General features: G+C 34.5%; 28 protein-coding genes, 1 other RNA gene and 1 riboswitch. Of the genes, 10 read left to right on the top strand and 19 right to left on the bottom strand.

The window, feature by feature from the left end:
* The first annotated feature begins 425 nt into the window (after positions 1-425).
* Together WCV66_RS13735 and WCV66_RS13730 are read left to right on the top strand one after the other, a co-directional pair.
* On the top strand, positions 426-611 hold the full coding sequence (locus tag WCV66_RS13735) for a hypothetical protein (RefSeq protein WP_066332484.1): 186 nt from the start codon (positions 426-428) through the stop codon (positions 609-611).
* Positions 612-966: 355 nt separating this feature from the next.
* Entirely contained in the window at positions 967-1,110 is a 144-nt protein-coding gene (locus WCV66_RS13730) for a hypothetical protein (RefSeq protein ID WP_338789350.1), read from the top strand.
* 393 nt (positions 1,111-1,503) lie between these two features.
* Here the strand turns inward: WCV66_RS13730 and WCV66_RS13725 are convergent, their stop codons facing one another.
* The 14 genes from WCV66_RS13725 to WCV66_RS13655 all read right to left on the bottom strand — a co-directional run bounded on the left by WCV66_RS13725 (position 1,504) and on the right by WCV66_RS13655 (position 16,344).
* Positions 1,504-2,817 (bottom strand): nucleobase:cation symporter-2 family protein, encoded by a 1,314-nt coding sequence (locus tag WCV66_RS13725; protein ID WP_185653514.1) that lies wholly within the window; start codon positions 2,815-2,817, stop codon positions 1,504-1,506.
* Positions 2,814-3,407, bottom strand: coding sequence for a xanthine phosphoribosyltransferase (locus WCV66_RS13720; RefSeq protein WP_066332477.1), 594 nt, complete (start codon positions 3,405-3,407; stop codon positions 2,814-2,816). The genes WCV66_RS13725 and WCV66_RS13720 overlap by 4 nt, the downstream gene beginning before the upstream one ends.
* 181 nt (positions 3,408-3,588) lie before the next feature.
* Positions 3,589-3,690, bottom strand: a riboswitch (purine riboswitch).
* A 133-nt stretch (positions 3,691-3,823) separates the two neighbouring features.
* Positions 3,824-5,287: a carboxypeptidase M32 gene (locus WCV66_RS13715; RefSeq protein WP_413789668.1), complete on the bottom strand. Its 1,464-nt coding sequence runs from the start codon at positions 5,285-5,287 to the stop codon at positions 3,824-3,826.
* Between the two features lie 175 nt (positions 5,288-5,462).
* Positions 5,463-7,385 carry an ATP-dependent DNA helicase gene (locus tag WCV66_RS13710; RefSeq protein WP_338789347.1) on the bottom strand — a complete coding sequence of 641 codons (1,923 nt, stop codon included), beginning with the start codon at positions 7,383-7,385 and terminating at the stop codon, positions 5,463-5,465.
* A gap of 179 nt (positions 7,386-7,564) precedes the next feature.
* Entirely contained in the window at positions 7,565-7,759 is a 195-nt protein-coding gene (locus tag WCV66_RS13705) for a hypothetical protein (protein WP_066331726.1), read from the bottom strand.
* Between the two features lie 324 nt (positions 7,760-8,083).
* A complete protein-coding gene (locus tag WCV66_RS13700) occupies positions 8,084-8,269 on the bottom strand; it encodes a hypothetical protein (protein WP_338789346.1) in 186 nt (61 codons plus the stop codon).
* A 262-nt stretch (positions 8,270-8,531) separates the two neighbouring features.
* Positions 8,532-9,677 (bottom strand): THUMP domain-containing class I SAM-dependent RNA methyltransferase, encoded by a 1,146-nt coding sequence (locus WCV66_RS13695; RefSeq protein ID WP_066331744.1) that lies wholly within the window; start codon positions 9,675-9,677, stop codon positions 8,532-8,534.
* 224 nt (positions 9,678-9,901) lie between these two features.
* An RNA gene (gene rnpB, locus WCV66_RS13690) (RNase P RNA component class B) lies at positions 9,902-10,297 on the bottom strand.
* Positions 10,298-10,367: 70 nt separating this feature from the next.
* The gene (gene gpsB / locus WCV66_RS13685) at positions 10,368-10,667 is read right to left on the bottom strand and encodes a cell division regulator GpsB (protein WP_066331745.1); all 300 of its coding nucleotides are present in this window, start codon (positions 10,665-10,667) and stop codon (positions 10,368-10,370) included.
* 104 nt (positions 10,668-10,771) lie between these two features.
* The gene (locus WCV66_RS13680) at positions 10,772-11,332 is read right to left on the bottom strand and encodes a DUF1273 domain-containing protein (protein WP_338789344.1); all 561 of its coding nucleotides are present in this window, start codon (positions 11,330-11,332) and stop codon (positions 10,772-10,774) included.
* Positions 11,333-11,469: 137 nt separating this feature from the next.
* Positions 11,470-11,784 carry a CotD family spore coat protein gene (locus WCV66_RS13675; protein ID WP_413789648.1) on the bottom strand — a complete coding sequence of 105 codons (315 nt, stop codon included), beginning with the start codon at positions 11,782-11,784 and terminating at the stop codon, positions 11,470-11,472.
* A gap of 302 nt (positions 11,785-12,086) precedes the next feature.
* Complete coding sequence (locus WCV66_RS13665; protein WP_338789343.1) at positions 12,087-13,352, bottom strand: ribonuclease H-like domain-containing protein; 1,266 nt, start codon at positions 13,350-13,352, stop codon at positions 12,087-12,089.
* A 75-nt stretch (positions 13,353-13,427) separates the two neighbouring features.
* Positions 13,428-15,704, bottom strand: a complete 2,277-nt coding sequence (locus WCV66_RS13660) for a DEAD/DEAH box helicase (protein ID WP_338789342.1) — start codon at positions 15,702-15,704, stop codon at positions 13,428-13,430.
* Between the two features lie 142 nt (positions 15,705-15,846).
* Positions 15,847-16,344 (bottom strand): PTS glucose transporter subunit IIA, encoded by a 498-nt coding sequence (locus tag WCV66_RS13655; protein ID WP_066331759.1) that lies wholly within the window; start codon positions 16,342-16,344, stop codon positions 15,847-15,849.
* A gap of 164 nt (positions 16,345-16,508) precedes the next feature.
* Here WCV66_RS13655 and WCV66_RS13650 point away from each other — a divergent pair, with 164 nt between their 5' ends.
* Positions 16,509-16,985 (top strand): Hsp20/alpha crystallin family protein, encoded by a 477-nt coding sequence (locus tag WCV66_RS13650; RefSeq protein WP_338789341.1) that lies wholly within the window; start codon positions 16,509-16,511, stop codon positions 16,983-16,985.
* A gap of 61 nt (positions 16,986-17,046) precedes the next feature.
* Here WCV66_RS13650 and WCV66_RS13645 read toward each other — a convergent pair whose 3' ends face one another.
* The gene (locus WCV66_RS13645; RefSeq protein ID WP_260445623.1) at positions 17,047-17,172 is read right to left on the bottom strand and encodes a hypothetical protein; all 126 of its coding nucleotides are present in this window, start codon (positions 17,170-17,172) and stop codon (positions 17,047-17,049) included.
* A gap of 122 nt (positions 17,173-17,294) precedes the next feature.
* Between WCV66_RS13645 and WCV66_RS13640 the strand changes: the two genes are divergently transcribed.
* The 3 genes from WCV66_RS13640 to WCV66_RS13630 are packed head-to-tail and all read left to right on the top strand — an operon-like array spanning position 17,295 to position 18,055.
* On the top strand, positions 17,295-17,480 hold the full coding sequence (locus tag WCV66_RS13640) for a hypothetical protein (protein ID WP_066331767.1): 186 nt from the start codon (positions 17,295-17,297) through the stop codon (positions 17,478-17,480).
* Between the two features lie 5 nt (positions 17,481-17,485).
* Positions 17,486-17,734 (top strand): sigma-G-dependent sporulation-specific acid-soluble spore protein CsgA, encoded by a 249-nt coding sequence (locus tag WCV66_RS13635; RefSeq protein WP_066331769.1) that lies wholly within the window; start codon positions 17,486-17,488, stop codon positions 17,732-17,734.
* A 60-nt stretch (positions 17,735-17,794) separates the two neighbouring features.
* Positions 17,795-18,055: a hypothetical protein gene (locus WCV66_RS13630; protein WP_066331772.1), complete on the top strand. Its 261-nt coding sequence runs from the start codon at positions 17,795-17,797 to the stop codon at positions 18,053-18,055.
* 148 nt (positions 18,056-18,203) lie between these two features.
* Here WCV66_RS13630 and WCV66_RS13625 read toward each other — a convergent pair whose 3' ends face one another.
* A complete protein-coding gene (locus tag WCV66_RS13625) occupies positions 18,204-18,665 on the bottom strand; it encodes a YppG family protein (RefSeq protein ID WP_066331777.1) in 462 nt (153 codons plus the stop codon).
* A gap of 141 nt (positions 18,666-18,806) precedes the next feature.
* Between WCV66_RS13625 and WCV66_RS13620 the strand changes: the two genes are divergently transcribed.
* Positions 18,807-18,971, top strand: coding sequence for a hypothetical protein (locus tag WCV66_RS13620; protein ID WP_185653515.1), 165 nt, complete (start codon positions 18,807-18,809; stop codon positions 18,969-18,971).
* Between the two features lie 177 nt (positions 18,972-19,148).
* On the opposite strand, the gene WCV66_RS13615 is transcribed toward WCV66_RS13620, so the two are convergent.
* Together WCV66_RS13615 and WCV66_RS13610 are read right to left on the bottom strand one after the other, a co-directional pair.
* Complete coding sequence (locus tag WCV66_RS13615) at positions 19,149-19,514, bottom strand: DUF1798 family protein (RefSeq protein WP_083964605.1); 366 nt, start codon at positions 19,512-19,514, stop codon at positions 19,149-19,151.
* 55 nt (positions 19,515-19,569) lie between these two features.
* Positions 19,570-19,830 carry a hypothetical protein gene (locus WCV66_RS13610; protein WP_066331781.1) on the bottom strand — a complete coding sequence of 87 codons (261 nt, stop codon included), beginning with the start codon at positions 19,828-19,830 and terminating at the stop codon, positions 19,570-19,572.
* Positions 19,831-20,007: 177 nt separating this feature from the next.
* Between WCV66_RS13610 and WCV66_RS13605 the strand changes: the two genes are divergently transcribed.
* Positions 20,008-20,106, top strand: a complete 99-nt coding sequence (locus WCV66_RS13605) for a spore protein (RefSeq protein ID WP_066331786.1) — start codon at positions 20,008-20,010, stop codon at positions 20,104-20,106.
* 67 nt (positions 20,107-20,173) lie between these two features.
* On the opposite strand, the gene WCV66_RS13600 is transcribed toward WCV66_RS13605, so the two are convergent.
* Complete coding sequence (locus WCV66_RS13600) at positions 20,174-21,157, bottom strand: DUF2515 domain-containing protein (RefSeq protein WP_338789340.1); 984 nt, start codon at positions 21,155-21,157, stop codon at positions 20,174-20,176.
* A gap of 282 nt (positions 21,158-21,439) precedes the next feature.
* On the opposite strand from WCV66_RS13600, the gene recU reads away from it, so the two are divergent.
* Together recU and WCV66_RS13590 are read left to right on the top strand one after the other, a co-directional pair.
* Entirely contained in the window at positions 21,440-22,030 is a 591-nt protein-coding gene (recU, locus tag WCV66_RS13595) for a Holliday junction resolvase RecU (RefSeq protein ID WP_066332085.1), read from the top strand.
* A 74-nt stretch (positions 22,031-22,104) separates the two neighbouring features.
* Positions 22,105-24,813, top strand: a complete 2,709-nt coding sequence (locus tag WCV66_RS13590; RefSeq protein WP_338789339.1) for a PBP1A family penicillin-binding protein — start codon at positions 22,105-22,107, stop codon at positions 24,811-24,813.
* Position 24,814: the final 1 nt, after the last annotated feature.

Below are 24,814 nucleotides of genomic sequence, written 5' to 3'. Positions count from 1 at the left end.
TAGCGAAGCGTAACCTCAGAATAACAATATTTTGAACTTTTGGAAATTGATGATAATCTGTAGTGAAAATCAGTAAGTGAAAATTTTTTTTCTATCTATTAAAACAGTTTTAAGCGTTGATATACCAACATTTCTAGAGGGAGGCTCATCGCCCGCCCCACGGAAAGCGAGCATCCTGAAGCGCCAATCAACCAACCCAATACTATTTTAAAAGCAACAAAGTTTGCGAAAACAGCCTTTTGATTTAATAAACTACCCATTGTTTTTGTAAAAACTCATATCGTTCATTCATTTTCCTATTTTCACATCACCTTTCTAAATTTTAACAAAATTAAAAAGCATCCTTACGATACTTTTACAAACCTGTCATATTTGTAACATTTAGGTCATATAATTTAACAACCCTATAGGAAGGAGTGAAAATAATGGATAATCGGATTTTCTTATTCCTTGCAACGATCCTATCTGGTTTTGCACTTATTAAGGTTAATCTAGAGGAAACATTCTTATCTGCTTTAGCACCTTATTTTAATATACTTGGCATATTAACTGTATTAGTCTTCTCACTCGTTTTAATTTATAAAGGCGTTAGAAGTTTGTTTAGTAAATAGAATTCGGAAGGCACTCTTTATAGGGTGCTTTTCTTCTTTTTCGTAATATTAAATTGGATTAGGAGTTAAATTACATTTGAAATTACATAGCAGAGAAGCCACAACTCACTTAGCAACTGTCTATGTTGTCTGATTAAATATGAACATTAAGTGAACATTTTGTTACGCATTTATGTGTTTTCGACAATATAACAAAGGAAGAAAACCTCACAATTAATTAGCATTAATAACATTCCTAACATATCATTAATACATAGATTAGGTACAAGGAATGTAACACTACCCACTCCCCTGTGGTGCTTTGATACATGCCTTGCCTATTCTGAAAAAAACTTTCAAAGAGGCGGTGTATTCAATGAAACGATTTATCTTTTCTATTGATTCTGAAGAAATTGAAATTAGTGCAAATTCTATTCTGGAAGCTGTTTCCATAGTAAAGGAAGTAATGAAAAATAGTAAGGAAGAACGGAATCTAAAATTTGTAGGAGTTAAGTATTGACTTTCTTAGTGTAAAAAAACAAATAAAATTTTTCGCATAATTCCCCTTACTATTGGTATCTAATAACACTCATATCCAAATCATTTACTCGTAATATAAATCCGTAATGTTCATTATAAGAACCAAACCAATAGTGCTATCACGTTAACCTTCTGACTTTTCCGCTGAAATGAAACATTCTTAACCCTTTTTGAAATGTAAAATTAAAACGTTTATCCTCACATTTTCTTTTACAGAATTTACTCTGGCGGTCATTCTTTTTCTTTTTATATATAAAAAAACGTCACCTCCAAATTCATGTTATACACACGAAAATGTAGGTAACGTTTTAACGTTTTTTCACTTATAGAATGTTGGATTAAGCGTGCTGATTTTCACTTTACTCTTATTTCTTTAAGATGCTTGCCCTTGAACAACAGCATCACGATTGCTTCCAGCTTTTTTACCAGATGGAATGACATTAAAAACGATATTTAGTACGATCGCCGTGATACTTCCAGCAACAATACCGCTATTCGTTAAAATTTTAACTGATTCAGGAAGACCTGCGAAAATCTCTGGGACAACTGTTACGCCAAGCCCTAACCCAACGGAACAAGCGACGATTAATAGATTTTCCTGTGAAGCAAACTCAACCTGGCCAAGCATTTTGATCCCATAAGCAACAACCATTCCAAACATAGCAACCATCGCGCCACCTAAAACAGATGAAGGAATAACTGTTGCTAAAGCAGCAATTTTTGGTACTAAGCCTAATCCAATTAACATGATTGCTGTTGTGTATATAACACGATTTGTTTTAATGCCAGACATTTGAATAAGACCTACATTTTGCGAAAATGTTGTATATGGAAATGCGTTGAAAATTGCACCTAGCATATAAGCGAGACCTTCTGCACGATACCCTCTAGCTAAATCTTTATCGTCAAGTTTTTTGTTGCAAATATCACTTAACGCAAAATACACACCTGTAGATTCAACCATACTTACAACTGCAACAATCGTCATTGTAATAATTGGTGCTAATTCAAAGGTAGGCGTACCAAAGTAAAAAGGCTTTCCGATATTAAACCATGAAGCATCATTAACAGCCTGTAGGTCTACCATCCCCATAAAACCAGCCACAACAGTTCCTGCGATAATACCAATTAAAATTGAAATAGCTCTAATAAATCCTGTAAAAAAGCGATTAAGAAGTATGATTAAGAATAGAACTCCAAACGCGAGAATAAGGTTTTCTTTTGAACCGAAAGTTGGACTTCCTTGACCTCCTGCCATGTTATTCATTGCAACAGGAATTAATGTAATTCCAATGATCGTTACAACAGAACCTGTTACAACAGGTGGGAAAAACTTAACTAACTTTCCAAAGACAGATGAAATAAGAATAACGATGAGTCCAGAAACAAGAATAGCTCCATAGATCGAGGATACGCCATATTCATTACCGATGGCAATCATCGGCCCAACTGCAGTAAACGTACATCCTAATACAACTGGTAAGCCAAGTCCGAAAAAACGATTTTTCCAAACTTGTAAAAACGTAGCGATACCACACATAAAAATATCAATCGCAACTAAGTAAGTTAATTGTGCTCCAGATAAACCAATTGCACTTCCTACAATTAAAGGAACTACAACAGCACCAGCATACATAGCAAGAACATGTTGGATACCTAACGAAACGTTTTGTAATGATTGCTTCATGCTTTAACCTCCTCAAATTCTTCAACAAAGCTTACCTTGCCATCTCTTAACGATTGAATTCTCGCTAAAGATTCGACTCTGTAGCCTGAATTCTTTAATTCACTTGCACCCTTTTGAAACGATTTCTCGATCACAATCCCGATACCTTGAATGGAAGCACCTGATTTTTTCACAATATCGATTAATCCTTTTGCTGCCTCTCCATTTGCCAAAAAGTCGTCAATTATAAGTACTCGGTCTGATTTGTTTAGAAATTGGGAAGATACAGCAATTGTATTTTCTTCTTGTTTTGTAAATGAATAGACAGAAGATACGAGTAAGTTATCTGTTAATGTTAAAGATTTTCTCTTTCTTGCAAAGATAACCTTCACACCAAGCTCAAGACCAGCCATAACAGCAGGAGATATACCTGAGGATTCGATTGTCACGATTTTTGTAATACCTTCTTTTTTAAAAAGTCTAGCAAACTCTAAGCCTATCTCTTTCATAAGCTCTGGATCGATTTGATGATTTAAGAATGAGTCAACTTTTAACACACCGTCAGAAAGAACTATACCCTCATCTTGTATTTTTTCTCTAAGCAGTTTCATTTTCTTCCTCCCTAACGATTAATTAAATTAATTTAAAAGAATAGTTACAAAAAGAGAGGCTTATTTTTTATGCTTTCTTCTGTAATTTAAATTTTAATAGTACAAAAAGCGGCATTGCTTCACTATAAGTGAAGCAATGCCGCTTTTATAAAAAATAGGAAAATACCCATTTTTATATAGCGAAACATTTAACCTCACTCATAGTCAAATAATTTACGGTTATTTGGTAGAAACTTGTGGGCCATATTCCCACGATTATATGAGCGTTATTTGCAATTAAATGAATTATAACAATAAATGAATGATTTGCAAATGTTTTTTTGCGAAAAACACGAACTTTAATCATTAAACTAATTAAGAATATTCGTACAATTAAAAAAGAAGCAACTGAGCTGCTTCCTCTTTAATAAATGTATTTAAATATGATAGATGTAACGATACTTTTCTTCAAGATATTCAATTAAATACTTAGCATTTAATCCTTCACCTGTTACATCCTTCAATATCTCTAAAGGTTGTTTTGTTTTCCCATATTGGTGAATATGCTCTGTTAACCAATTTCTAATTTTTTCAAATTGGCCTGTTTCAATTAATTCATTAAAATCAGGTAAATCTTTCAGCATTGCATGTTTAAATTGTGCTGCATACATATACCCCAATGCATATGACGGAAAATATCCAAAGCTTCCTCCTGCCCAATGAACATCCTGCAATACACCCTTTGCATCATTTGGAGGTGTGACACCTAAGTATTCTTCATATTTTTCATTCCAAATACGAGGAAGCTCTTCTACAGTTATTTCATCGTTAAATAAAGCTTTTTCGATTTCATAACGAACCATAACATGAAGAGAATAGGTTAGCTCATCTGCCTCAATACGAATAAGGGAAGGCTTTGACTCATTTATGGCTTCATAAAAGTCTTGTAAACTAACACCATCAAATTGCTCTGGAGAAAAATCCTTTAGGTTATTATAGTAACGCTGCCAGAAACCTTTATTTCTTCCGACAAAATTTTCATAGAATAGTGATTGCGATTCGTGTATCCCCATTGAAGTACCACTGCATAAAAAAGTCCCTTCAAGCTTTTCTGATATGTTTTGCTCATATATTGCGTGTCCACATTCATGAATTGTACCAAAGATCGCTGTCCGGAAATCTTTCTCATCATACTTTGTCGTTACCCTGACATCACCACGGTTAAGCGTAATTTCAAAGGGATGAACCGTTTCATCTAATCGACCTGCTTCAAAATCATAGCCTAATTCATTTAACAGGAACTCACTAAGCTTACGTTGATTTAATTTAGGAAAATGATGATATAAAAAATCCGTTTTAGGCTGATGGGATGACTCGGCAATTTTTTTTACAAGTGGCACAATTTTTTCCCGCACTTGCGCAAATACTTGATCCAATACTTCAACAGTGACGCCTGGTTCATATTCATTTAACAATGTATTATATTTATTTCCTTCATAACCCCAATATGTAATAAGTTTTTTATTATAATCTACAAGCTTTTGCAAATAAGGTGCAAAGGATTGAAAATCAGACTTTTCCTTCGCATCTTCCCAAACTGATTCAGCTTTTGAACAAAGGACAACATATTCTTGATATTCCTTCGGAGGAATTACTTTATTTTTTTTGTATTCTTTTTTGAGAAGCTCAACAGCCTTTTGTGTCACTGGATTAAGTCCGCTGTATACTTCATCTTTTGATAGAGCTACCAAATATTCATTCATTTGATCTGATACAAGCATTTGGAAAGCTTCGGTTGATAGCATACCAACAACTTCTGAACGCTGTTCAAGTCCCTTTTTAGGTGCTCCTGTGCGCATATCCCAATACATGACATTGATAGCTTCTTCATACGCTTGCATTTTTTTTATATAATCCAAAAAATCCTTTTCAATTTGAGTCAATTAAATCACTCCCTTTGTCTAGTTATTTAAAGCGTAAATACCCTGATCATTATTGTCAATCAAATTTCTTCATCATTTTATGCAACGGATTTGTAACGTAAAAAAAGGATAGACACAGAGCAAAAGCTCCAGCCTATCCAACAATTGGCTCTACAGGTAATACAGCAGTTATTTGATCCATAACAAACTGATCATTATCTCCAAGAAAAATTGTGATAGATCCGCTGTCTTCACTAGTTCTAATCAATCTGCCCATTCCTTGTCTAAGCCTTAAGAGCATATATGGTAAATCAACTTCCATGAAGGGATCCTTCTTATCTGACCTTTTCGCTTCGAACACAGGGTCTTCAGGAGGATATGGTAAAGTCCATATAATCACATTAGAAAGTGATGGGCCTGGTATATCTAGGCCTTCCCATAAATGAACTGCACATAGAACTGATTCCTCATGTTGCTGGAATTCCTTCACAAGTGAGCTTATTTCTTTATCACCTTCAAAGAGAATTGGAAACTCATAGCTATTTGAAGCAATAGAAGCTTTGAACCACTTTAATTCTTGTTGAGAAGAAAATAAGATAAGTCCTCTTCCCCCAGAGCGAGTTAATTCTTCTAGCGTTCTAGAAAATTTCATTGCTCGATCTACTTCATTAACGAGCTGTAATTTCATTTGCTCATCGTAGTCAAACGGTGATTCAACAGAAAGTGATAAATAATCGTTTATCCCTAAACTGTTTGCAATAAAATCAAAAGATTTACTTTCTGAAAGAGTAGCTGAAGAGAAAATAAAAGGCAAGTTCTTTGAAAATACTCTTTCTTTTAAAACTTCCTCAACTTTTCTTGGCATGATAACAAGGCTATAATCGTTGTCTTTTTCTTCAACCCAGCTCACCGCATTATTTTTTTGATTAAACAATGAAAGTGAATACTCCATTTGATCAATAAACTCTTCAACAATTTTCAATTCATAATCATCAATTGTAAAAAGCTCGCCTTCAAATACAAGTGCTTCACTAATTTCAGCTAATTTTTTTTGTAGATTGTTTGCTGTAGTTTGAAGCTTAGTCTTGCGATTAATTTTCAGACGATTTGATCCTTCAACACTAGTGGTACATTGTTGTAAATCATCAAAAAATTCATCGTTAATAGCTAGACCATCCTCAACTAGATATGCAAGCTCTTCACGAATCTCATTTTGTAGTAATCGTTCTAAAAAGATTTGTAATGAGCTTTGCTTAACACGGTGTGTTAGTGCCTTTTGAGCAGCAAACTCCAATAAGTGCCCCTCATCAAATACAACGCTACTATACTCAGGCAAAAGCGGCATTTGACCTTCACGTTTTCTTGATTCATATGTCCACACATGCTCCATAAAGTAGTCATGTGAACATACAATGATATCAGTAGCTTTACGATAGTGATCTCGTGACAATGTTAGACCACAGCGATGTCTTTGTGAACAAGTAAAACAATCTTGAAAGGAGTCCCATCCAATCTTGTCCCATTCTTCATCAGAAAGATGCCCGAATTCCTTACGATCACCATACGCTGAAAATTGTTGCATACCAGCTTTTTCATGAACGAAGTCTGGAAGTGATTGATAGACATCTAAATATTTTTCATCCCCATTTTTTTGGATAACGTCATCTAGTTTATTTAAACATAAATATTGACTATGGGTTTTACTAAGACGGACATCCATTTGTAAATCAAGAAATTCAGACAACTTTGCAATGTCGCCCTCTTGCTTAACTAGCTGTTCTATTAACGTTTCATCTGCACAAGCAATGATTGCTGGTTTACCTGTATATCTCGCATATGATAAAGCATATAGCAAGTACACGATAGTTTTCCCTGTACCAACCCCTGCTTCAGCAAACATAACTTTTTTCTCTTGATATGCCCTCTCCAATTGAAAGGCCATGAAAATTTGTTCGTCTCTTAACTCAAACCCTTTCTCAGGAAGGATATCGTAAAAAACATCTCCTATCCAATTGTTTAAGGCTTGGTAAAAGCTCTCATCCTTTGATATAGCAAAAGGCAAACGGGACGTCACCATGTGTACGTTTCCTCCAATAATTTCAATTTCCAAATAATCCACAAAATATAATTATCTTATTTAATAAAGAAGATGTCAATTCATATGTATACATCTAAAAAGGAGTTAGCCAAAATTAGCCACTCCTTTTTGAGAATTTATATTATTAGTATGATCGTAAACCAAGCTTTTCTAAATTTTTATTTATCAAATAAAGTTTCAATTATTAATTGATGATCAATCGATGTTGCATGTGATAAAGCTTTAATCATATCTTCTCTAGCATTTCCTATTTGAAGCACTGCAGGAGACTCTAATCCTATTTGTTCCTCTAACGATTTTTGAGTGGAACTTAGTGCCTTTGAAATAAGTTGAAATTGCTGATCTTCATACATAAAATAAAACCACCCTTCATTATTACTTTCAATATCAAATCAACCGTATTAAAGTAAGAACCTATTATGAATCTAGCATGAAAAGTTTTCGCTAATTATTAATCATATGATTTCGGTCTTATTCTTTATTACTAATATTTACTTGTTGATTTTCACATTGAAACGATTCATTTTTAGGAATGGTCTTATATTTAACAAAACAAGCTTATTTTATTCGAAAAAGGCTTTGTAAAGTGATCTATGTTAGCTAGAAGAAACTTGCAGAATTAAATTATGAGAAAAAGGTTATTATTATTATTATGGAATTAGAAAAACGAAGAGAAATTACTCTTCGCCTTCTACTTTTTTATATCCCAATTCTAGTAACTCCTCTGTTAACACATCAGGTGTAACAATATAGTATGTATTTCCTTCATCATTCGTTATAATTACTTCGGTCGGACTTGCATCCACACGCGCTGCATCTAAAGCAAAATATTTTGGTCCAAGTTGATTAAGTATTGAAGACAATTATTCCACCTCCTTTTATCCTATATTATAACAAGGATAGTCTAATTAGCGTAGAGTAATTCTTTTTTAACGCTGTTCTCGCAAACTTTGTTGCTATTTACCATGTAGTGCGGGGTGGTTGTTTTCCGCTACAGATGCTCGCTCCAATCAACCTTAAACAGTTTTCGTTTTAAAAGGAACAATCTCTTAGAAAAGAGCCTTTGTTAAAGACAATAGAAGCAGACTCTAAATTTCACTAAAACTATAAAGTCTGCCACCTAATTTAATCCTTGTTTCTTGGTGGGCGTACATTTGACCAATATTGATAGAAATCAGTTTTTATAAAACCGTTAAACAGCTTGCGTTTTTTTGTAGCTGGCTTTCCATAAAAGTCTTCAAAGCCCTCATGAGAAGTAAGCATATAGATACTCCATGTATCTAACGGAGCAAATGCTTGTCCCATTTCCTTGTACATTTGCTCTACAGCTCTTTTTTCACCGAGTCGCTCTCCATAAGGAGGATTGCCGACTATCACACCAAATTCCTTTGTTGTAGTAAAATCCTTAACTTGCATTTGTTTAAAGTTTATAAGCTCACGAAGACCTGCTTCCTCAGCATTAGCCTCAGCAATACGGATCATACGATGGTCAATGTCTGCAGCTTGAATATCAAGGGGTTGATCATACTTTGCCTTTTCTTCAACTTCCTGTCTTGCAAGATCCCACTTTTCCTTGCCAATCCAATGCCACTTTTCCGAAGCAAATTCACGATTAAAACCTGGTGCTATATTTTGACCGATAAGTGCAGCCTCCATTGGGATTGTACCTGAACCGCAAAAAGGATCGACAAACGGACGATCTGGTGTCCATCTTGATAGTAAGACTAGAGCTGCTGCAAGTGTTTCCTTAATTGGTGCTCCCCCTTGATCAATTCGGAACCCACGCTTATGGAGACCTGAACCACTTGCATCAATTGTAATTGTTGCAACATCTTTTAAAAGTGCTACCTCAATTCGATAAAGGGGTCCATCTTCATTAAACCAACCGGTTGTTTTATAATGAGATTTTAATTTTTCAACTACTGCCTTTTTAACAATTCCCTGACAATCAGGTACACTTGCCAAAGTAGATTTCACAGATTTCCCTATTACAGGAAATTCTGCGTTTACTGGTAAGTAATCACCCCAGTTTAACGCTTTAGTTTTTTCAAAAAGCTCATCAAAGGTCTTTGCTTGAAATTCTCCAACCTTAATCTTAATACGATCAGCTGTTCGTAACCATAAATTTGATCGACAAATAGCAAGTTCATCAGCTTCATAAGTTACTTTGCCATTCTCTACCTTGCACTCATACCCTAAATCCTTAACTTCTTTCCCAACAATAGCTTCTAAACCCATTGCTGATGTTGCAATAAGTGTTAACTTATTCATTTTTCACCCTACCTTTACCCCTATTACCTATAATAGTCAAATTTTATCTATAATAGGCATATAATATGTATGTTAATTAGCGACCAATTCCCTTATTACAGGACAAGACTTTTCACTATAACATCATCGTCTATTTTGACATAATATAACCAGAAAATATGTAAATGAAAAGGGGCTGAATTGATCAGCCCCTTGTGCATATGTTTTCATACTGATTAATAACGTTCGATAAGCCATGTTTTGTTCCATCGTACTACAAGCGGCAATGCCTCGTACTCAGGTGGTAATCATCTATCTACAGATGCTTGTAAAAGCTTCTGTCCTTCTCTTCGTTTGGTTCCTCCAAGAAGGTGCCCCTACCATAATTTGGGTTTCTCGCTCGTGGGGTTTACCTCGTTCCACTCTTACAATTTCTTGTAAGACTTCGTCACTGTGGCACTTTCAAGGTAGTCAAGCCATATCCGAAGACTTAGGCTTTTTCCCTGCCGTCAGCCGAGCTAAAAGCTCATTGCTGCCCTAGCTTATGAATTCGCTAGGCACGAACACTACGGGCATCTCAGCACCGTGCGAGCATGGACTTTCCTCTACAATCCTAAAGACTGCAGCGATTACCTGAACGTTATTAATGAAACAGCAAAATTAAGTATACCTAAATATCTCTAATAAAACAAGTGTAAAAAAATGGATTATTTAATCATATAGCTTACTGCCGAATACATGTTTCTCAAGATTAGATAATCGTTTTAAAATATCAAAGTTTGTTGTGTTCGTTTGAACTGGTGGTTGTTTTTTATATGTATCATCTAATTGCTTCTTCAAACGAAGATTTTCCTGTTGTAGATCTTCAATTTCTTGATGGAATGTTTCATAGTCTTTTATAACAAGATCTAAAAACTTGTCAACTTCCTCTTGTTTATAGCCTCTTACTCCTGATTTAAATTCTCGTTCTAAAATTTCTTTTGCCGTTAATTTTACTTTATCTGAAAGCATATCTTTCACCTCTTATAACGAAGTCATCAACCTATATTTTTTCAGAAATCTCGCTAATTGTCAATTTCGTTCAATCGCTATTTTCCGTTATTAACTTACACGAATCACCAAAAATCAGCATTTTTCATATTTTCTTCCTCCACAACTAGTTGAAGGTCGGAAAAAGTAATGAATCCAATGAAATAACTAGTTAATTCTTGCTTTTTTCTGGCAGTTTCCAATAAATACTTTGGAGAGCCCTCTTTTTCTTCATCAAATAAAAGAAGCAGACCATCACTTTTACTTACAAGAAATTCATTCTTTTGACGGAATTGTACTGGACTTTCATACTCTCGTTTTGTAATACTATCAACAAAATCAGCCTGAGACAAGATAAATTCATAATATTCTTTGTTTATTTCATTCCACTTACTTTCTTGATTAAGAAAAGGCGTTAGAATAGCTAGCTTTAAATCAGAGTATTCCATTTGCAAGTTAAATACAACCTCAGCTGCCCATAATTCTACACCCATTTGCCCACTAATGATTACCCATTCGAGCCCTTCTTCCAAGAAACCAAGTAACGATTTTTCAATTGCTTTTTTAATGTATTGTACAGCTTGATCATCATTTTTAAAAATTCCTAATTCAAACGATTTATAGCCAGAGATTGTTAAAACCTTCACATTAATCACCTTATCAATATACGAAATAATACCACACATTATAACGATAAATAATGAGTACGTAAAAAAAGCATCTAACTTTGGGAACTTTTTATAATAAGAATAGGAGCTGAAAATTCAGCTCCTAATCCGTTTACTTATCGACCATATGGGCCAGGTCCAAATCCTGGACGAGGTCTTGGGCCTCCGAAACCAGGGCCTCCGAAACCAGGACCTCCGAAACCAAAACCTGGAGCTGGAGCTTGACCGTAAACGTTAAAGTGTTGATGTGTTACCTCATTCTCAACTGATTGAGTTTGCGGGAAATAGTGTTGATGCTTATAAAAATCATGATTCACAGTTGTTGTGTGTTGTGGATGGATGTGTGGTACGATCGTTTCAGAATAATTATTTTGTACACAACATTTAGTTGGGTGTACGATAGGTGCCATTACTTTCGGTCTACAATGCATATATCATTCTCCTTTCAATCATTTGTCTTACACTTCTAGCCTATGATGAAAGGGATGTACATGTACTAATGCAAGTACCTAATTTTATAGAAAAGCATAAAAGCTTTCTTTAAAGTTTGTGAAAATAAAAATTGTTAAAACGATAACGATGAAAAACAAGTATAATATATTTTTGTACACAATATTCTTCTCCCTTTTAAAAGTTCGTACAGTCACTTATTTTACATCGTTCAACAGAGATCTACAATTGGTTTATTGCTTGATCTATATAAATTCATAATTTCGTCATTTTTTTGACGAATTTACTCACTTTTTGCGCTTACCCGGGCAATATTTTCTGAATATTTCCGCTTCAGTCTATTTATTCTTTTTTCAACATCACGTATATCTAATTTCATTAAAACTTGCTCGCTTTCATTTACCACATTATACACAAGTTCACTATAGTGGATTGCATCCTCATAGTTTTTTTCCTTATGTTCATAGTATTTAGCCAATTCAATTGATGCTTTACAGGTAATAGTTTTATTATTTGATGAGTGGATTATTTCCATCCATGCTTCTATCGCTTTATTCCATTCTTTTTGTTTCTTATAATGCAGTGAGAGATTGTAATTTGCTTCATCCTTATTATTTGGTTCTTTTTCCATTAAGGATTGATAAGCTGAAAATGCAGATGATTTTTCCCCTATATAATCTAACCATCTGGCAATTTCATAGTGCTCTGATGCATTTGCTTCATTATCTGTTTCTAGAAGTTTTATAGATAAATGGATATATAGAGTGATAAGCGATAATACGTCAATTTCATTATGTTTGAGGACTCCCATTATGATATCTGGTTGTTGTTGTTTAACAAATTGAAAATAGAGCATTGGTGCTAGAAACCCAGGAATATCATTTTCTCGGGTAATATTAAGGATTTCAGTTTCTACATTAACAAGTCTTACGGATTCAAGCTCATTTTTCCAAAGCCTCCTTGCAGCATGAAACAGATCAAAATGACCAAAAGCCGGAAGACTTGGGACAGAATCTCGTATTAACGTGTGCCTAGTTTTTACTTGTGGCCAATCAAATGCTTTGCCATTGTAAGTAACAAGAGTTTTACTATTAATTCCTTGTAAAAAACTTTGATATAAGGCAACTTCATTGCCGGGTTTAGGTAATAAATGCTGCTTAATGACAACACGATCAGCAAAAACCTGAGCTTGACCTAATAAAAAGATCGTGTTCCCCGCTCCCCCGCCAAGTCCTGTTGTTTCAGTATCAAAGAAAAATAATTCACTTGCATCATGACCTTTACAAGATAACGGATGGGTTTGATCACTCTCATTCCACATCGAAACAATCTTATGGAACTCACCAAGCTGATAATGTCCGTGTTTATAATCTAAAGGATAGGTCACTTCCCTTATTAGACAGACTTGCTCATCATATGAAAAAACAGAAGTTTGATGCTCTTTCCACAAGTGATCAACTGGATCATGTTCTACCTGTTGATCACTTGAATCTTTTTCTTCTCTAATCACATGCTTTTTCAACCTATTTAATTTATTTTTTAACGACATTTGCCTCATCCTTTATTTTAGTATGGAGGAATAGGACAGAGCTACGATGATTTTCCTTCAATTTAGTTGGTGCTGTTATTCCTTAATAGCAAGTTTTGTAAGAAGCAGATACGTATCTTTTTTGATTGAATTTGAGATGCTTTCAGTCCCAATGCAAGAAGGACAGCCATTGTGACATGGGCAATTTGACAGTAAATTGAGCGCTTCTAATAGGACAGAATTCATTGTTTCGTAAATTTTCTTTGCTAATCCCACGCCTCCTGGGTATCGATCATATAAAAAAATAGTTGGTTTATTATTGTGGACCGCTTTGATTTGAGCAACAACGTGCAGGTCAGACGGATCGCACATTACTTTTAATGGTGCTACATGCTGAAGTACATGTGCTACTCCAATCAATGATTCTTCTAGACGTTTTTCTGACATATCTTCTTTATTAAATGAATGTAGACTTATCCACGCTGCATTTGTATGGAGTTCTTCTTCTGGAAGATGGATAGGACCCGAACCGATATTTTCATGAGTATCAAATTTTATTTTTTTAAAAATCGTTGCCATCGCTTGAACGGTTACATCGCCAAATCCATACCCAGCACTTTCTTTCTCTATGAGCATGTCTTCTTCTAAAACCTTAAGTTGTACAGCCAAATTTGCATCTGTAAAATAGTCAACATCCACTTCCCTTACAAATGCTTTTTTCTCCTCCCAATCAAGCTTTTCCACTTGAAATTGCACCCCTTGATGTAAATAAATCGCTTCATCGTGTAAAAGAGTCATCGCACTAAATCGATCCATTTCCCCAATCACCTTTACACTCGCAATATCAGATTGATCGATAATTATGACATTTTCCTGAGAAGCTGAACGAAGGCTAATGTTATGCGCTGGGAAGGAATCATTCATCCAATGGTATGTGTTGTCGTTATAATATAGGACCCGTTCCTCTGCTAAAAATTGTAATATATCTTCTAATTCAAGCCCGTCAAATGTATCACCATTTTTAAAAGGAAGCTCAAAAGCTGCACATTTCAAATGGTCTACAAGGACGACGAGATTGTCTGGATTTATGATAGCTGTTTCAGGATTTTGTTCAAAGAAATAATTAGGATTTTGAATAATATATTGATCTAGCGGACTAGAGCTCGCAACCATTATTATCACTGCTTCCCCTTGTCTTCTTCCTGCTCTACCTGCTTGCTGCCATGCACTAGCAATTGTTCCAGGATAACCAGTCATGATACAAACTTGCAACCTACCGATATCAACCCCTAGTTCAAGTGCGTTTGTACTAACAACGCCTAACACGTCTCCGTTTCTCAGACCTTGTTCAATCTCTCTTCTTTGTTTTGGTAAATATCCTCCACGATATCCACGAATTGACTTTTGTTTTAGTTCGTTTTTTATAAGTTCTTGCAAATACGTTAATATGATCTCCACTCGTACTCGACTTCGAGCAAAAACGATCGTCTGGATTTTATTTTTCAAAAAATGCCCTGCAAGCCTTCTCACCTCAAGCGTTGCACTTTTTCTTATATTTAACGGCTTGTTCACAATTGGTGGATTATAAAAAATAAAATGCTTTTTACTTGATGGGGCCCCATTTTTAGAAATGAGCTCCATCTCCTTACCTGTCAGTGTCTCAGCTAATTCCTTAGGATTTGCTATTGTTGCAGATGTACATATAAATTGCGGGTTACTTCCATAAAATTGACAAATTCGTTTAAGGCGTCTTATAACATTGGCAACATGGCTGCCAAATATTCCACGATAAATATGAAGCTCATCAATTACGATATATTTTAGGTTTTCAAAAAGAGATACCCATTTCGTATGATGTGGTAAAATCGCTGAATGCAGCATATCTGGATTCGTAATAACGATATGTCCTGCCTTTCTAACCTTCTGTCGAATTGCGGGTGACGTGTCACCATCATATGTATAGGAATTCAACCCGACACCCATTTCAGTTATAATCTCATTTAATTCCGATTTTTGATCCTGTGCAAGTGCCTTTGTCGGAAAAAGATATAATGCTCTACTTGATTCATCATTTAAAATTTTTTGCAAGACAGGAAGATTATAACACAACGTTTTTCCTGATGCTGTAGGTGTGACAGCAACAAAGTTTGAGCCTTTATTCGCAAATTGATAGGCCTCATGTTGATGTGTATACAATTCTGAAATTCCTCTGTTTTGCAAGGCTGTTTTTAAGCGTATATCTATATCATCAGGCAAATCAACCGCTTCCGCCTCTTTAGATGGGATCGTATGCCAGTGAACAATTTGTTCACAAAATTCTTTTTCTTGTTTTAAAGCATGAAGAAGACTTGTTAACGATTTTCTAAATTCCATTTTATTTCCACCTCTATCTTCATCCTACACAAATGTGGATGTTCAGTTCCTATTTTACCGAATAAACGTTCGCAAATAAATAAAAAGCAGAAATATTTTCTGCTTTGAATAAAAACTATTTTATTTAATGTGTAAATATGAATTACTTAACTTTTACATCTAGTATATTTGAAGTTCCTTTTATTACCTTTCCTGATGAAACTTTTGTGATGTTTTCTAGAATATCTGAGTTCGTGATAACGATTGGCGTAATTGTGCTTGCGGCTTTCTCCCTTATCAAGGAAAGATCAGCGGTAATTAATGGATCACCCACTTTTACCTTTTGACCTTCTTTAACATGAACATCAAAGCCATCTCCATTCATACTAACTGTTTCAAGCCCAATATGTATTAGTAGCTCTAATCCTGTTTGCGAACGCAGTCCAATAGCATGTTTTGTGTGAAAGACTTGAATAACTTGTCCATCAATAGGCGCTACAATAACGCCTTCTGTTGGCTCAATCGCCATCCCTTCCCCCATCAATTTTTGAGAAAATACAGGATCCGGTACCTCTTCTATATCTAACAATTTTCCAGTTAAAGGGGCAAAAATTGATTCTTTAGTCACTTTTTCTTTTTTTCCAAATAATGATTTTAACATAAAAATCCTCCTCTTTGCTTTTTATTTACTTCCAGTATATTCAAAACGTTATGAACAACGGAATGATTTACCTAAACAAAATATCCTATATCTAAATACCATAAACCTTTTTTCAAACTCTTCATATAATAATTTGTAATTTATATTATGTAGGGTGGGTTAAAATGAGAAAAAAGGATAATTTGGTTAATAAAAATAAGGTGCAACCAATAGAACAGATAGACTTTTTCCAAATTGTTGATCAGTTTTTTCGCACAGAGCCTTTAAAGCAATTTATGAATGAATTTGATACAATGCTTACTGATTCATTTCCCTATCACCATATTCATGTTAACACATATGAAACAGATAAAAATTGTATAGTAGAATTAAAAATTCCTCCCGTTAAAAAAGAACAAGTTAGACTTGAGCTATTTGACCAATATTTAACGATTTCTATCACGAATCGCGAAGAAATTAAAGAATTTAATGAAAAGTCATCTACATTTAGAAATTATACATCACTTGATAGCTTATCAAGAACAATTCTACTACCTTATCCTGTTAAAGAAAATGATATTAAAACAACTTTTAAAAAAGGTTCCCTAATTGTTACAATACCCAAAAAATCAGAACACTTTTATATAGAAGATGATTTATAAAAATTTTACTATAACATAATGTTAATACAGTGAAAAGGTCAGACACTCCCTGAGTCTGACCTTAACTGTTTTTATGTGATTTACCACCATACTTAGGGTTTTCTTCTGGTGTTGGATCGTTCGCTAAATCTTTTGCAGAAGCTGTTACCTCGTTTTTTCTTGATTGTTTACGTTTTATTCTCACCATTTTTATCACCTCTTAACTTTACTATTACACATTAAGAAAAATCTATGACGATAAAAAAATCCAAATTTTGACGTGAGAGAAATACTCTTTACTTCAAACACTAAAGCATGGAGGTGTAAAAAATGGACAAAAAGAAATCAGATCTGCCTGACTTCGATGAGTTAAACGATCGTGTTATCGCAGAACCAACTTCATCCCCAACTCTCGTAATCAAAACAAATTTAGATAGCAAAAATATTAGTAAAGATAATCCTTATTCAAAAACGTCTGAAACTTCAACAGAATTCAAAAACTTTTTTAAGGACTGATTACCATGGATTTTACATTAGGATATTTAACAGAAGCAATTTCAAATTATGATAGTAGCTCAGTAGCTAAAAGAATTAGCTTAAAATTAGAAAAAGGACAATTTAAAACGGAAAGAGACTTAGTGTTAACACTGGATGAAGATGAGATTCAATTTCTAAACAATGTTTTACCTGATGAAATTAAATATGCTTTTAATGAACAAGATTTTATTAGGGGCAACCAATTAAATGAGGTTTATGAATTGTTGATTTAAGTTGTTTTCATATAGCATAAATTTAATTGTTGAAAATGTACCCGAGGGAGAGAAATTCAAATGAATAGAAACAGTAATCACTACATTAATATCAAATTCCAAACTGGTGCTATTGATAAGGAAGGCGTCAATGGGTGTCAAGTTGAAGACGTAATAAGTGTACTTGTCGAAAAACTAAAATCACACCAAAATGGTGATTTTGCCTGTCCAGAAAATTCTTTGGCAATCTCAAATTTACAAAGTGCTAACTTTGCACTACGTGTAAGGAAAGAACGATTGGAAGAGAAAAATCAAGGGAATGAATATGTTGAAACTTTTTAGCACAAAAAAATACTCGAATACTAATGTGGATGAAGTTAAACGTTTAAACGCTCAATCAGGATTATCTTATAATGAAGTGAAACAACTACTTGCTACACATTTAAAGAAAGAGCAAAAATGAGGTCTCCCTCGTATTTGCTCTTTTCTTTTATTTAAACATTGAGGTAACCCCTTTAAATAGCCCTCCCATCTGATTTACAGCACTCATCATTTGTCCTGCTGTATCCATCATTTTGTTAATATCTAATTGACCATCAGATTTTTTAAATTGTGAAATAACAGTCTGGAAACCTGTTGGCTGTTGCTTAAAGTTTGGTACTGGCTTAGGATATGGTGTTGGATATTGCGAGTTCATATACTGTCCATTTAACATACTATTGTTCCCATTTCCATAAAATGGTTGATAAGGATTTTGAAACTGTGGTTGGTATTGTTGCTGATAGGGTTGATAATACGGGTTTTGATATTGTTGCTGATACGTTGAAGTATTCATATTTTGGCCATTTTGAAAATCAGATGTCTGTTGCTCCAAAAAAGGAAAAGTCTGAACTGGTGGATAGTATGGACTTTCTCTTCTTCTCCTTCTTTGAAAAGCATGTTGTTGATTCATCTAAAATTCCTCCTCCCATTGATCGAATCCTAGTTGTTCTTACTATATGAATAAAATGCCTATTGGGTGAAACAAAATTCAATACATGAATATTGCTTGATTTGCTCATATTAGAAGGGAACACATTAAGGGGGGATTATCTTGGCAAGAGGGAAACATTTTAACCATAAAGAAAGAGGACATGATCCTACAATTCCAAAACATGGACAAGAAGTTTCTGCTAAGGAAACTGAACATTTAGCATATGCTATTGAACCAGTCGCAAGTGAAGATCAAGATCCAGTTAGTATTAAGACAGAAAAGTAATGTACAGAAGCGCAAACACCTGTTTAGCTACGTATAACTAAGAGAGACAGCGATTCAAAGTTGACTTAGCGTAAAAGGATTATGAAGTTCACTAGTCGTTGGGCGCTTGAGCTGGATGTTAAGTGTTATCAACAGTACAGAAATTTTATTTTATATGAACGTAAATAAGGGACTGCTCTAGTCAGTCCCTACTTCAATCTCTGTCAGAATACTATCAATGATATATTCCACAGAATTATGGAGATTATGAAATCTTTGATTATTTACATCCTTATAAAATGACTGTAGGACAATCTGCTCAATATTATCAATAGTTGATTCAATTTGTGAAAGATGGATATATTTAGGTTTATGTTCCTTTACCCAAGCCTCTGCTAACGGCTTCCACATAGTTGCTTGTTTCATAACCATCTCAAATGCTGGCTTTACCTCATTATAAAAAAGCGATTCAGTTTTTTCTGGTTTTTGCTTTATTTTTTCAAATCTAACCTTACAATCATTTAAAAGCTGCAGAAGCTCTTTTGAAAACATGATTAATTCCATTTAAAGCTCACCTCTGCACTTATCATACCAAATCAGTTAAAATAACGCACATTACTTAAATATTTGTTGCTACAAAAGGAAAGCAGGAAGCATGAGACTGATAACTATCATTCTTTAGTTGTGTTTCTTTTTCAATGCTTAAACAAGAAATTAGTTCAGTTAGCTGCAGATCAATACGACTAGCATCCTCCCGTAATTTAATCTCCATTTTATTAGTTGAAACCTTAGCTATAAATACTTCCTCAAGTGCCATAAGCTCTTGTTCTAATTCTGCTAATTTTCCTTCAATTACACTCTTATCAATGATATTTTTCAACGTTCTCCCTCCTCTTCCTGTTAATTAATTCGCTGAATATTTATGACTACCTTCATGCTTGACAAAACTAGTTTCTATTCGTCAAAGAAAATGAAAATGTACATCCTTCGACATCTATGTTCGACCTGCATGGAAACAAATACGTTAGTAAAGACTACTTAATAGGAGGTGCTAACTATGGCTAAAAAACCAAAAGGTAAACAACAATCTGTAGAAGAAAAAGCACGTAATACAGGAGATAAAAAGCTGGATGGCCCTAACCGACCTTCAACGTAAAGGGTATAGGGTATTTAAAACTATTTCACCAATGAAACGAAAGCAAGGACTACCGTCCTTGCTTTCTTTATCCATTTCTCCAATACTCTTGAAGTAATGTTAGTAAATGTAATTGATCTTGCTTATGTCTAAACCAATTAGTTAGTTCATAGTTTTTCGGGATTTTGGACTCTTTAAACCACTTTTTTGAATTTTGACCATGAAACCAATCTTGTTTTTTTTCGTCTATACTATGTGAAACCATTGGATATGCTGTTCGTAATAAGGGTGTTTCCCTTTTAATTTTTTCGGGAAAGGTTTGTTCATAATCATATCTTGAACCAGTGTGTGGAACAGACCTGGAAAAAGTCAAAAATTGTTCATATAAACCAGCGGAGAATAGTAACCAAGCCAATCGCTTACCAAGTTCAATCCTATTTGTCAGATTATTAAAGTTATAAACAGAAAAACCAAAAAGTTCTCCACTTAAGGTTGGGAAAATAACTGTACTAAAGTGCAACATATCTTGAATTTTATAAGGATTCTTTTTAAAAACTAAGCTCTTATACTGTTTATTATTTATTACAGGAACTTGAATTACATTTTGCTCATTAATAATAAGTGCAGTTAATAATCGATTTGTTTGTTTATTACACCAAAAATAATTCCATTCTTTTAACATAAATTGAGATACCTGAAAAAAATCGAATAAATAAAAAAGTGGCTTATTTAACTTTTTTGACCACTCATAAAGTAAGAGTTGAGGGTATGCATCTTGAAAAATTGTCCAATTTGCTCGTTCATATATCATAAAAAGCAAAGATCTCTGGTCCATACCTAATGCTTTACGGAACCATTCCCCCTGCAGGTCTGTCATGCTCCAGCCTGCATTTCTAGAAACCATACTCGCAAGGTATGACCATTTAATTTCTGGATGAAGTTCATAAAAGTCTTGATATGCTTTTGTTCTAGATATATTGTCGTAATTTTTTTTTCTTGTCGTATTAACTATAGATGTGATGATTTCTTGATCACTAATGCTATTTTTCGCTAATGGTTTACTGTTAATCATTGTCCCACCTCTAATAAAACAAATTAAAAATATGCCAAGCCATGTTCAATTAAGAAGAAATAGCTTATTCTATACTCTGTGCCTGAGATCAGTTATATTATTTAACAGCTTAAAGAAATTTTCACGAAATAGTAAGCGGATATTTCTCCCTTACCGTTATACAAATTATCGTCTCCTAAACGTTTAGAATGTACACATTAACAAAATTGAAACTTTTTTAACAAACATTTCTTGATATTTTTGGTATGATAGGTAGTAGTTTCGATGAGGAGGTCAAGTATGATTTTTCGTTACCCTAACGGAAAGCCTTATGAACCAAAGGAACAATTCGTACATAAAAAACAGCAAACGATCACTTATAGCAATCGCGGGATGACACTTGAGGAAGATTTAAATGAAACAAACAAATACTATCTTGAAAGCAAACTAGCTGTTATACATAAAAAGCCAACACCTGTCCAAATCGTTAATGTTGACTACCCTAGAAGAAGTGCAGCAGTGATCAAAGAGGCTTATTTTAAACAGAGCTCAACAACAGATTATAATGGGATTTATCGTGGTAAGTACGTTGATTTCGAAGCAAAGGAAACAAAAAATAAAACATCATTTCCTTTACAAAATTTCCATGCTCACCAAATTGATCATATGAGAAATATTGTTGAACAAGGTGGGATATGCTTTGTTATTTTGTCAGCATTTAATGAATTTTATTATTTAGAGGCACAAAACCTGTTAACCTTTTGGAACCGTCAAGAAACTGGAGGAAGAAAGTCAATTACACATGATGAATTAAATGAACATGGGCATAAAATCCCTTTAGGATATCAAGCAAGGATTGACTATCTAAAAATTATAGATAAACTATATTTTTAAGATAAATTCAAATATGAATCGTTACTTATAATAACGCTTTTAATGAAAGCCTATTATGAAAGGTTGGTAGTAAAATGTCAGAACAATATAGAAGTCGTGAAGAGCGGAAACGACAACAGGCGCAAAACTCGCCAAAGCAAAAAAAACAACGAAAACAAAAAAATAAGAAATCATCTCCATTGTGGAAAAAGATTTTATTAACATTATTAACAATTGGTATCGTGGGAATGGTTGCAGGTGGAATTACATTTGCAGCAATTGTAGCTGGGGCACCTCCTTTAGATGATAAAAAATTAAAAGATTCTTTCTCCTCAGTCATCTACGATATAAATGGCGAGGAAATTACTGAATTCGGTCAAGTTAAACGGACATATGTCCCTTATGATGACATTCCTAAAGTTCTTGAAGAAGCAGTTCTTGCAACAGAGGATGCACGTTTTTATGAACATAACGGGGTGGACATTATCCGTCTAGGTGGTGCACTTTTAGCAAACGTAAAAGAAGGCTTTGGTGCCGAAGGTGGTAGTACAATAACACAGCAGGTTATTAAAAACTCCCTTTTAACAACTGAAAAAACGATTACACGTAAAGTTCAAGAGGTATGGCTAGCATTTCAATTAGAACAAAAATATTCAAAACAAGAAATTATTGAAATGTATTTAAATAAAATTTACTTTCCTGGAAATGTGTATGGTGTAGCACAAGCTGCAGAATCGTTTTATGGTAAGGACTTAAGTGAGCTAGAGCTTCATGAGGCAGCAATGATCGCTGGTATTCCTCAAAGTCCAAATAACTATAATCCAAGAACAAATCCTGAGAGTGCAGAGAAACGACGTAATATCGTGTTAACATTAATGGCTAAGCATGGTTTTATTACAGAAGCTGAAGCCGATGAGGCAAAGAATATTCCTGTACAATCTACTGTCATCGAACCGACTGAAAAAGCAAACCCTTATCATGCATTCGTTGAAGAAGTTATTGAAGAGGTAAAAGAAAAAACTGATATTGATGCAGGATCTGCTGGATTAGAAATCTATACTACTTTAGATCCGAAAGCTCAAGATACAGTCGAAAATGTGCTAAATGGTGATACACTTAATTATCCTGATGATAAGTTACAAGCTGGTATCGCCTTAATTGATACTCAGACAGGTGAAATTCGTGCAATAGGTGGCGGACGTAATCAACCTGTTGGTGGTTACAATTACGCTACAGACACTAGACGACAACCAGGATCAACGATTAAACCTATTCTTGATTATGGTCCAGCTATTGAACATTTAGAATATGATTCAACATATGCTCAAGAGATTGATGAGCCATACACATATAGTGATGGAAAAACACCAATAAATAACTGGGATAGAAGTTATAAGGGCCAAATGTCTATTCGACAAGCATTAGCTGATTCAAGAAATATTCCAGCATTAAAAGCATTACAAAAGGTTGGATTAGAAAAAGCTCAAGATTTTGCTCAAGGTCTTGGTATCCCACTACCTGAAATTCATGAGTCATATGCAATCGGTGGTTTTAAACATGGTGTTTCCCCTCTTCAAATGGCAGGAGCATTTAGTGCTTTTGGAAATAATGGGATTTTTATCGAACCACATGCTGTTAAAAAAATTGTTTTAAGTGATGGGACTGAAATAAGTCTTGCTCCAGAACCAGAGCCAGCAATGAGCGATTACACTGCTTTCATGATTACCGACATGATGAAATCTGTTGTAGAATATGGAACTGGTAAATCAGTTGCCATTCCAGGAGTAAATATTGCAGGGAAAACAGGTACTACAAACTTTACTGATGATGATAGAGCAAAATACAATATCCCTTCTGGAGCTGCAAAGGATGCCTGGTTTGTTGGCTATAATCCTAACTATACCGCAGCTGTTTGGACTGGATATAACATTTCAGAGGATAGTGAAAAGGTCTACCTGGATTCGTCAGATCAAAAGCTTGCAAGAGCTATGTTTAAAGAGGTCTTCTCTGAAATTGCAGGTGACGATACAGCAGACTTTGAACAACCAGATAGTGTAGTGAAAAAAGCAGTTGAAAAAGGTTCTATGGAGGCTGTATTAGCAAGTGAATATACACCTTCAAGCAGGATTTCATATGAATATTTTGTTAAAGGTTCTGAGCCTTCAAAGGTTTCAAAAAAATACGTGAACCAAAAACCTAATAAACCATCAAATCTAAATATAAATTATGATCAAGTAACAAATTCTATTAGTCTTAGTTGGAGTTTCGATGAGAAAGCTTTAGATAATGTATCCTTTGAGGTAAGGCAGTCTGTTGATGAAGGCCAATACCAAGTCGTAAATACATCCAAAAATATGGGTTATGAAATAGCAGATGTTATCCCAGGCGCGATCTATTCCTTCCAGGTTGTAGCTGTTAGTGATGATGATAATAGCAATCGAAGTAATGCAGCTGCAACGAAGATTCAAGTACCAGAGCCAGAAGTGGATGTTCCAGAGCTTCCTGGAGATGCTGAAGGAACCGAAGAAGAAAATGTGGAAGATGACAAAAATAACAACGGCAATGGGAACGGCAATGGGAACGAGAATGGGAATGGCAATAAAGAAGAAAATGGGAATGACAATCAAGGCGAAGGCGAAAATGGGAATGGCAATCAAAATGAAAACGAAGGCGAAGATGGTACTCAGGACGGTGAAGTAACTAATCCTGAGGATACTACTGATACACCGCCTGCTACCGATGCTAGTACACCTCCCCAAGATAATAATGGGAGAATAAATGAAGAAGATGGAGAAGAAGAATAGT

The sequence above is a fragment of the Metabacillus rhizosphaerae genome, assembly GCF_037201795.1.
In the GTDB taxonomy this organism is placed as follows: domain Bacteria; phylum Bacillota; class Bacilli; order Bacillales; family Bacillaceae; genus Metabacillus; species Metabacillus rhizosphaerae.
The sequence above is the reverse complement of the archived record's forward strand: the minus strand, read 5'-3'. Positions and strand labels throughout refer to the sequence as shown.

Coding starts and splice junctions, on each gene's coding strand:
- WCV66_RS13735 (WP_066332484.1), top strand. CDS start 426: ATGGATAATCGGATTTTCTTATTCCTTGCAACGATCCTATCTGGTTTT.
- WCV66_RS13730 (WP_338789350.1), top strand. CDS start 967: ATGAAACGATTTATCTTTTCTATTGATTCTGAAGAAATTGAAATTAGT.
- WCV66_RS13725 (WP_185653514.1), bottom strand. CDS start 2,817: ATGAAGCAATCATTACAAAACGTTTCGTTAGGTATCCAACATGTTCTT.
- WCV66_RS13720 (WP_066332477.1), bottom strand. CDS start 3,407: ATGAAACTGCTTAGAGAAAAAATACAAGATGAGGGTATAGTTCTTTCT.
- WCV66_RS13715 (WP_413789668.1), bottom strand. CDS start 5,287: ATGCAAGCGTATGAAGAAGCTATCAATGTCATGTATTGGGATATGCGC.
- WCV66_RS13710 (WP_338789347.1), bottom strand. CDS start 7,385: ATGGTGACGTCCCGTTTGCCTTTTGCTATATCAAAGGATGAGAGCTTT.
- WCV66_RS13705 (WP_066331726.1), bottom strand. CDS start 7,759: ATGTATGAAGATCAGCAATTTCAACTTATTTCAAAGGCACTAAGTTCC.
- WCV66_RS13695 (WP_066331744.1), bottom strand. CDS start 9,677: ATGAATAAGTTAACACTTATTGCAACATCAGCAATGGGTTTAGAAGCT.
- gpsB (WP_066331745.1), bottom strand. CDS start 10,667: ATGCTTTCAGATAAAGTAAAATTAACGGCAAAAGAAATTTTAGAACGA.
- WCV66_RS13675 (WP_413789648.1), bottom strand. CDS start 11,784: ATGCATTGTAGACCGAAAGTAATGGCACCTATCGTACACCCAACTAAA.
- WCV66_RS13665 (WP_338789343.1), bottom strand. CDS start 13,352: ATGTCGTTAAAAAATAAATTAAATAGGTTGAAAAAGCATGTGATTAGA.
- WCV66_RS13660 (WP_338789342.1), bottom strand. CDS start 15,704: ATGGAATTTAGAAAATCGTTAACAAGTCTTCTTCATGCTTTAAAACAA.
- WCV66_RS13655 (WP_066331759.1), bottom strand. CDS start 16,344: ATGTTAAAATCATTATTTGGAAAAAAAGAAAAAGTGACTAAAGAATCA.
- WCV66_RS13650 (WP_338789341.1), top strand. CDS start 16,509: ATGAGAAAAAAGGATAATTTGGTTAATAAAAATAAGGTGCAACCAATA.
- WCV66_RS13645 (WP_260445623.1), bottom strand. CDS start 17,172: ATGGTGAGAATAAAACGTAAACAATCAAGAAAAAACGAGGTAACAGCT.
- WCV66_RS13640 (WP_066331767.1), top strand. CDS start 17,295: ATGGACAAAAAGAAATCAGATCTGCCTGACTTCGATGAGTTAAACGAT.
- WCV66_RS13635 (WP_066331769.1), top strand. CDS start 17,486: ATGGATTTTACATTAGGATATTTAACAGAAGCAATTTCAAATTATGAT.
- WCV66_RS13630 (WP_066331772.1), top strand. CDS start 17,795: ATGAATAGAAACAGTAATCACTACATTAATATCAAATTCCAAACTGGT.
- WCV66_RS13625 (WP_066331777.1), bottom strand. CDS start 18,665: ATGAATCAACAACATGCTTTTCAAAGAAGGAGAAGAAGAGAAAGTCCA.
- WCV66_RS13615 (WP_083964605.1), bottom strand. CDS start 19,514: ATGGAATTAATCATGTTTTCAAAAGAGCTTCTGCAGCTTTTAAATGAT.
- WCV66_RS13605 (WP_066331786.1), top strand. CDS start 20,008: ATGGCTAAAAAACCAAAAGGTAAACAACAATCTGTAGAAGAAAAAGCA.
- WCV66_RS13600 (WP_338789340.1), bottom strand. CDS start 21,157: ATGATTAACAGTAAACCATTAGCGAAAAATAGCATTAGTGATCAAGAA.
- WCV66_RS13590 (WP_338789339.1), top strand. CDS start 22,105: ATGTCAGAACAATATAGAAGTCGTGAAGAGCGGAAACGACAACAGGCG.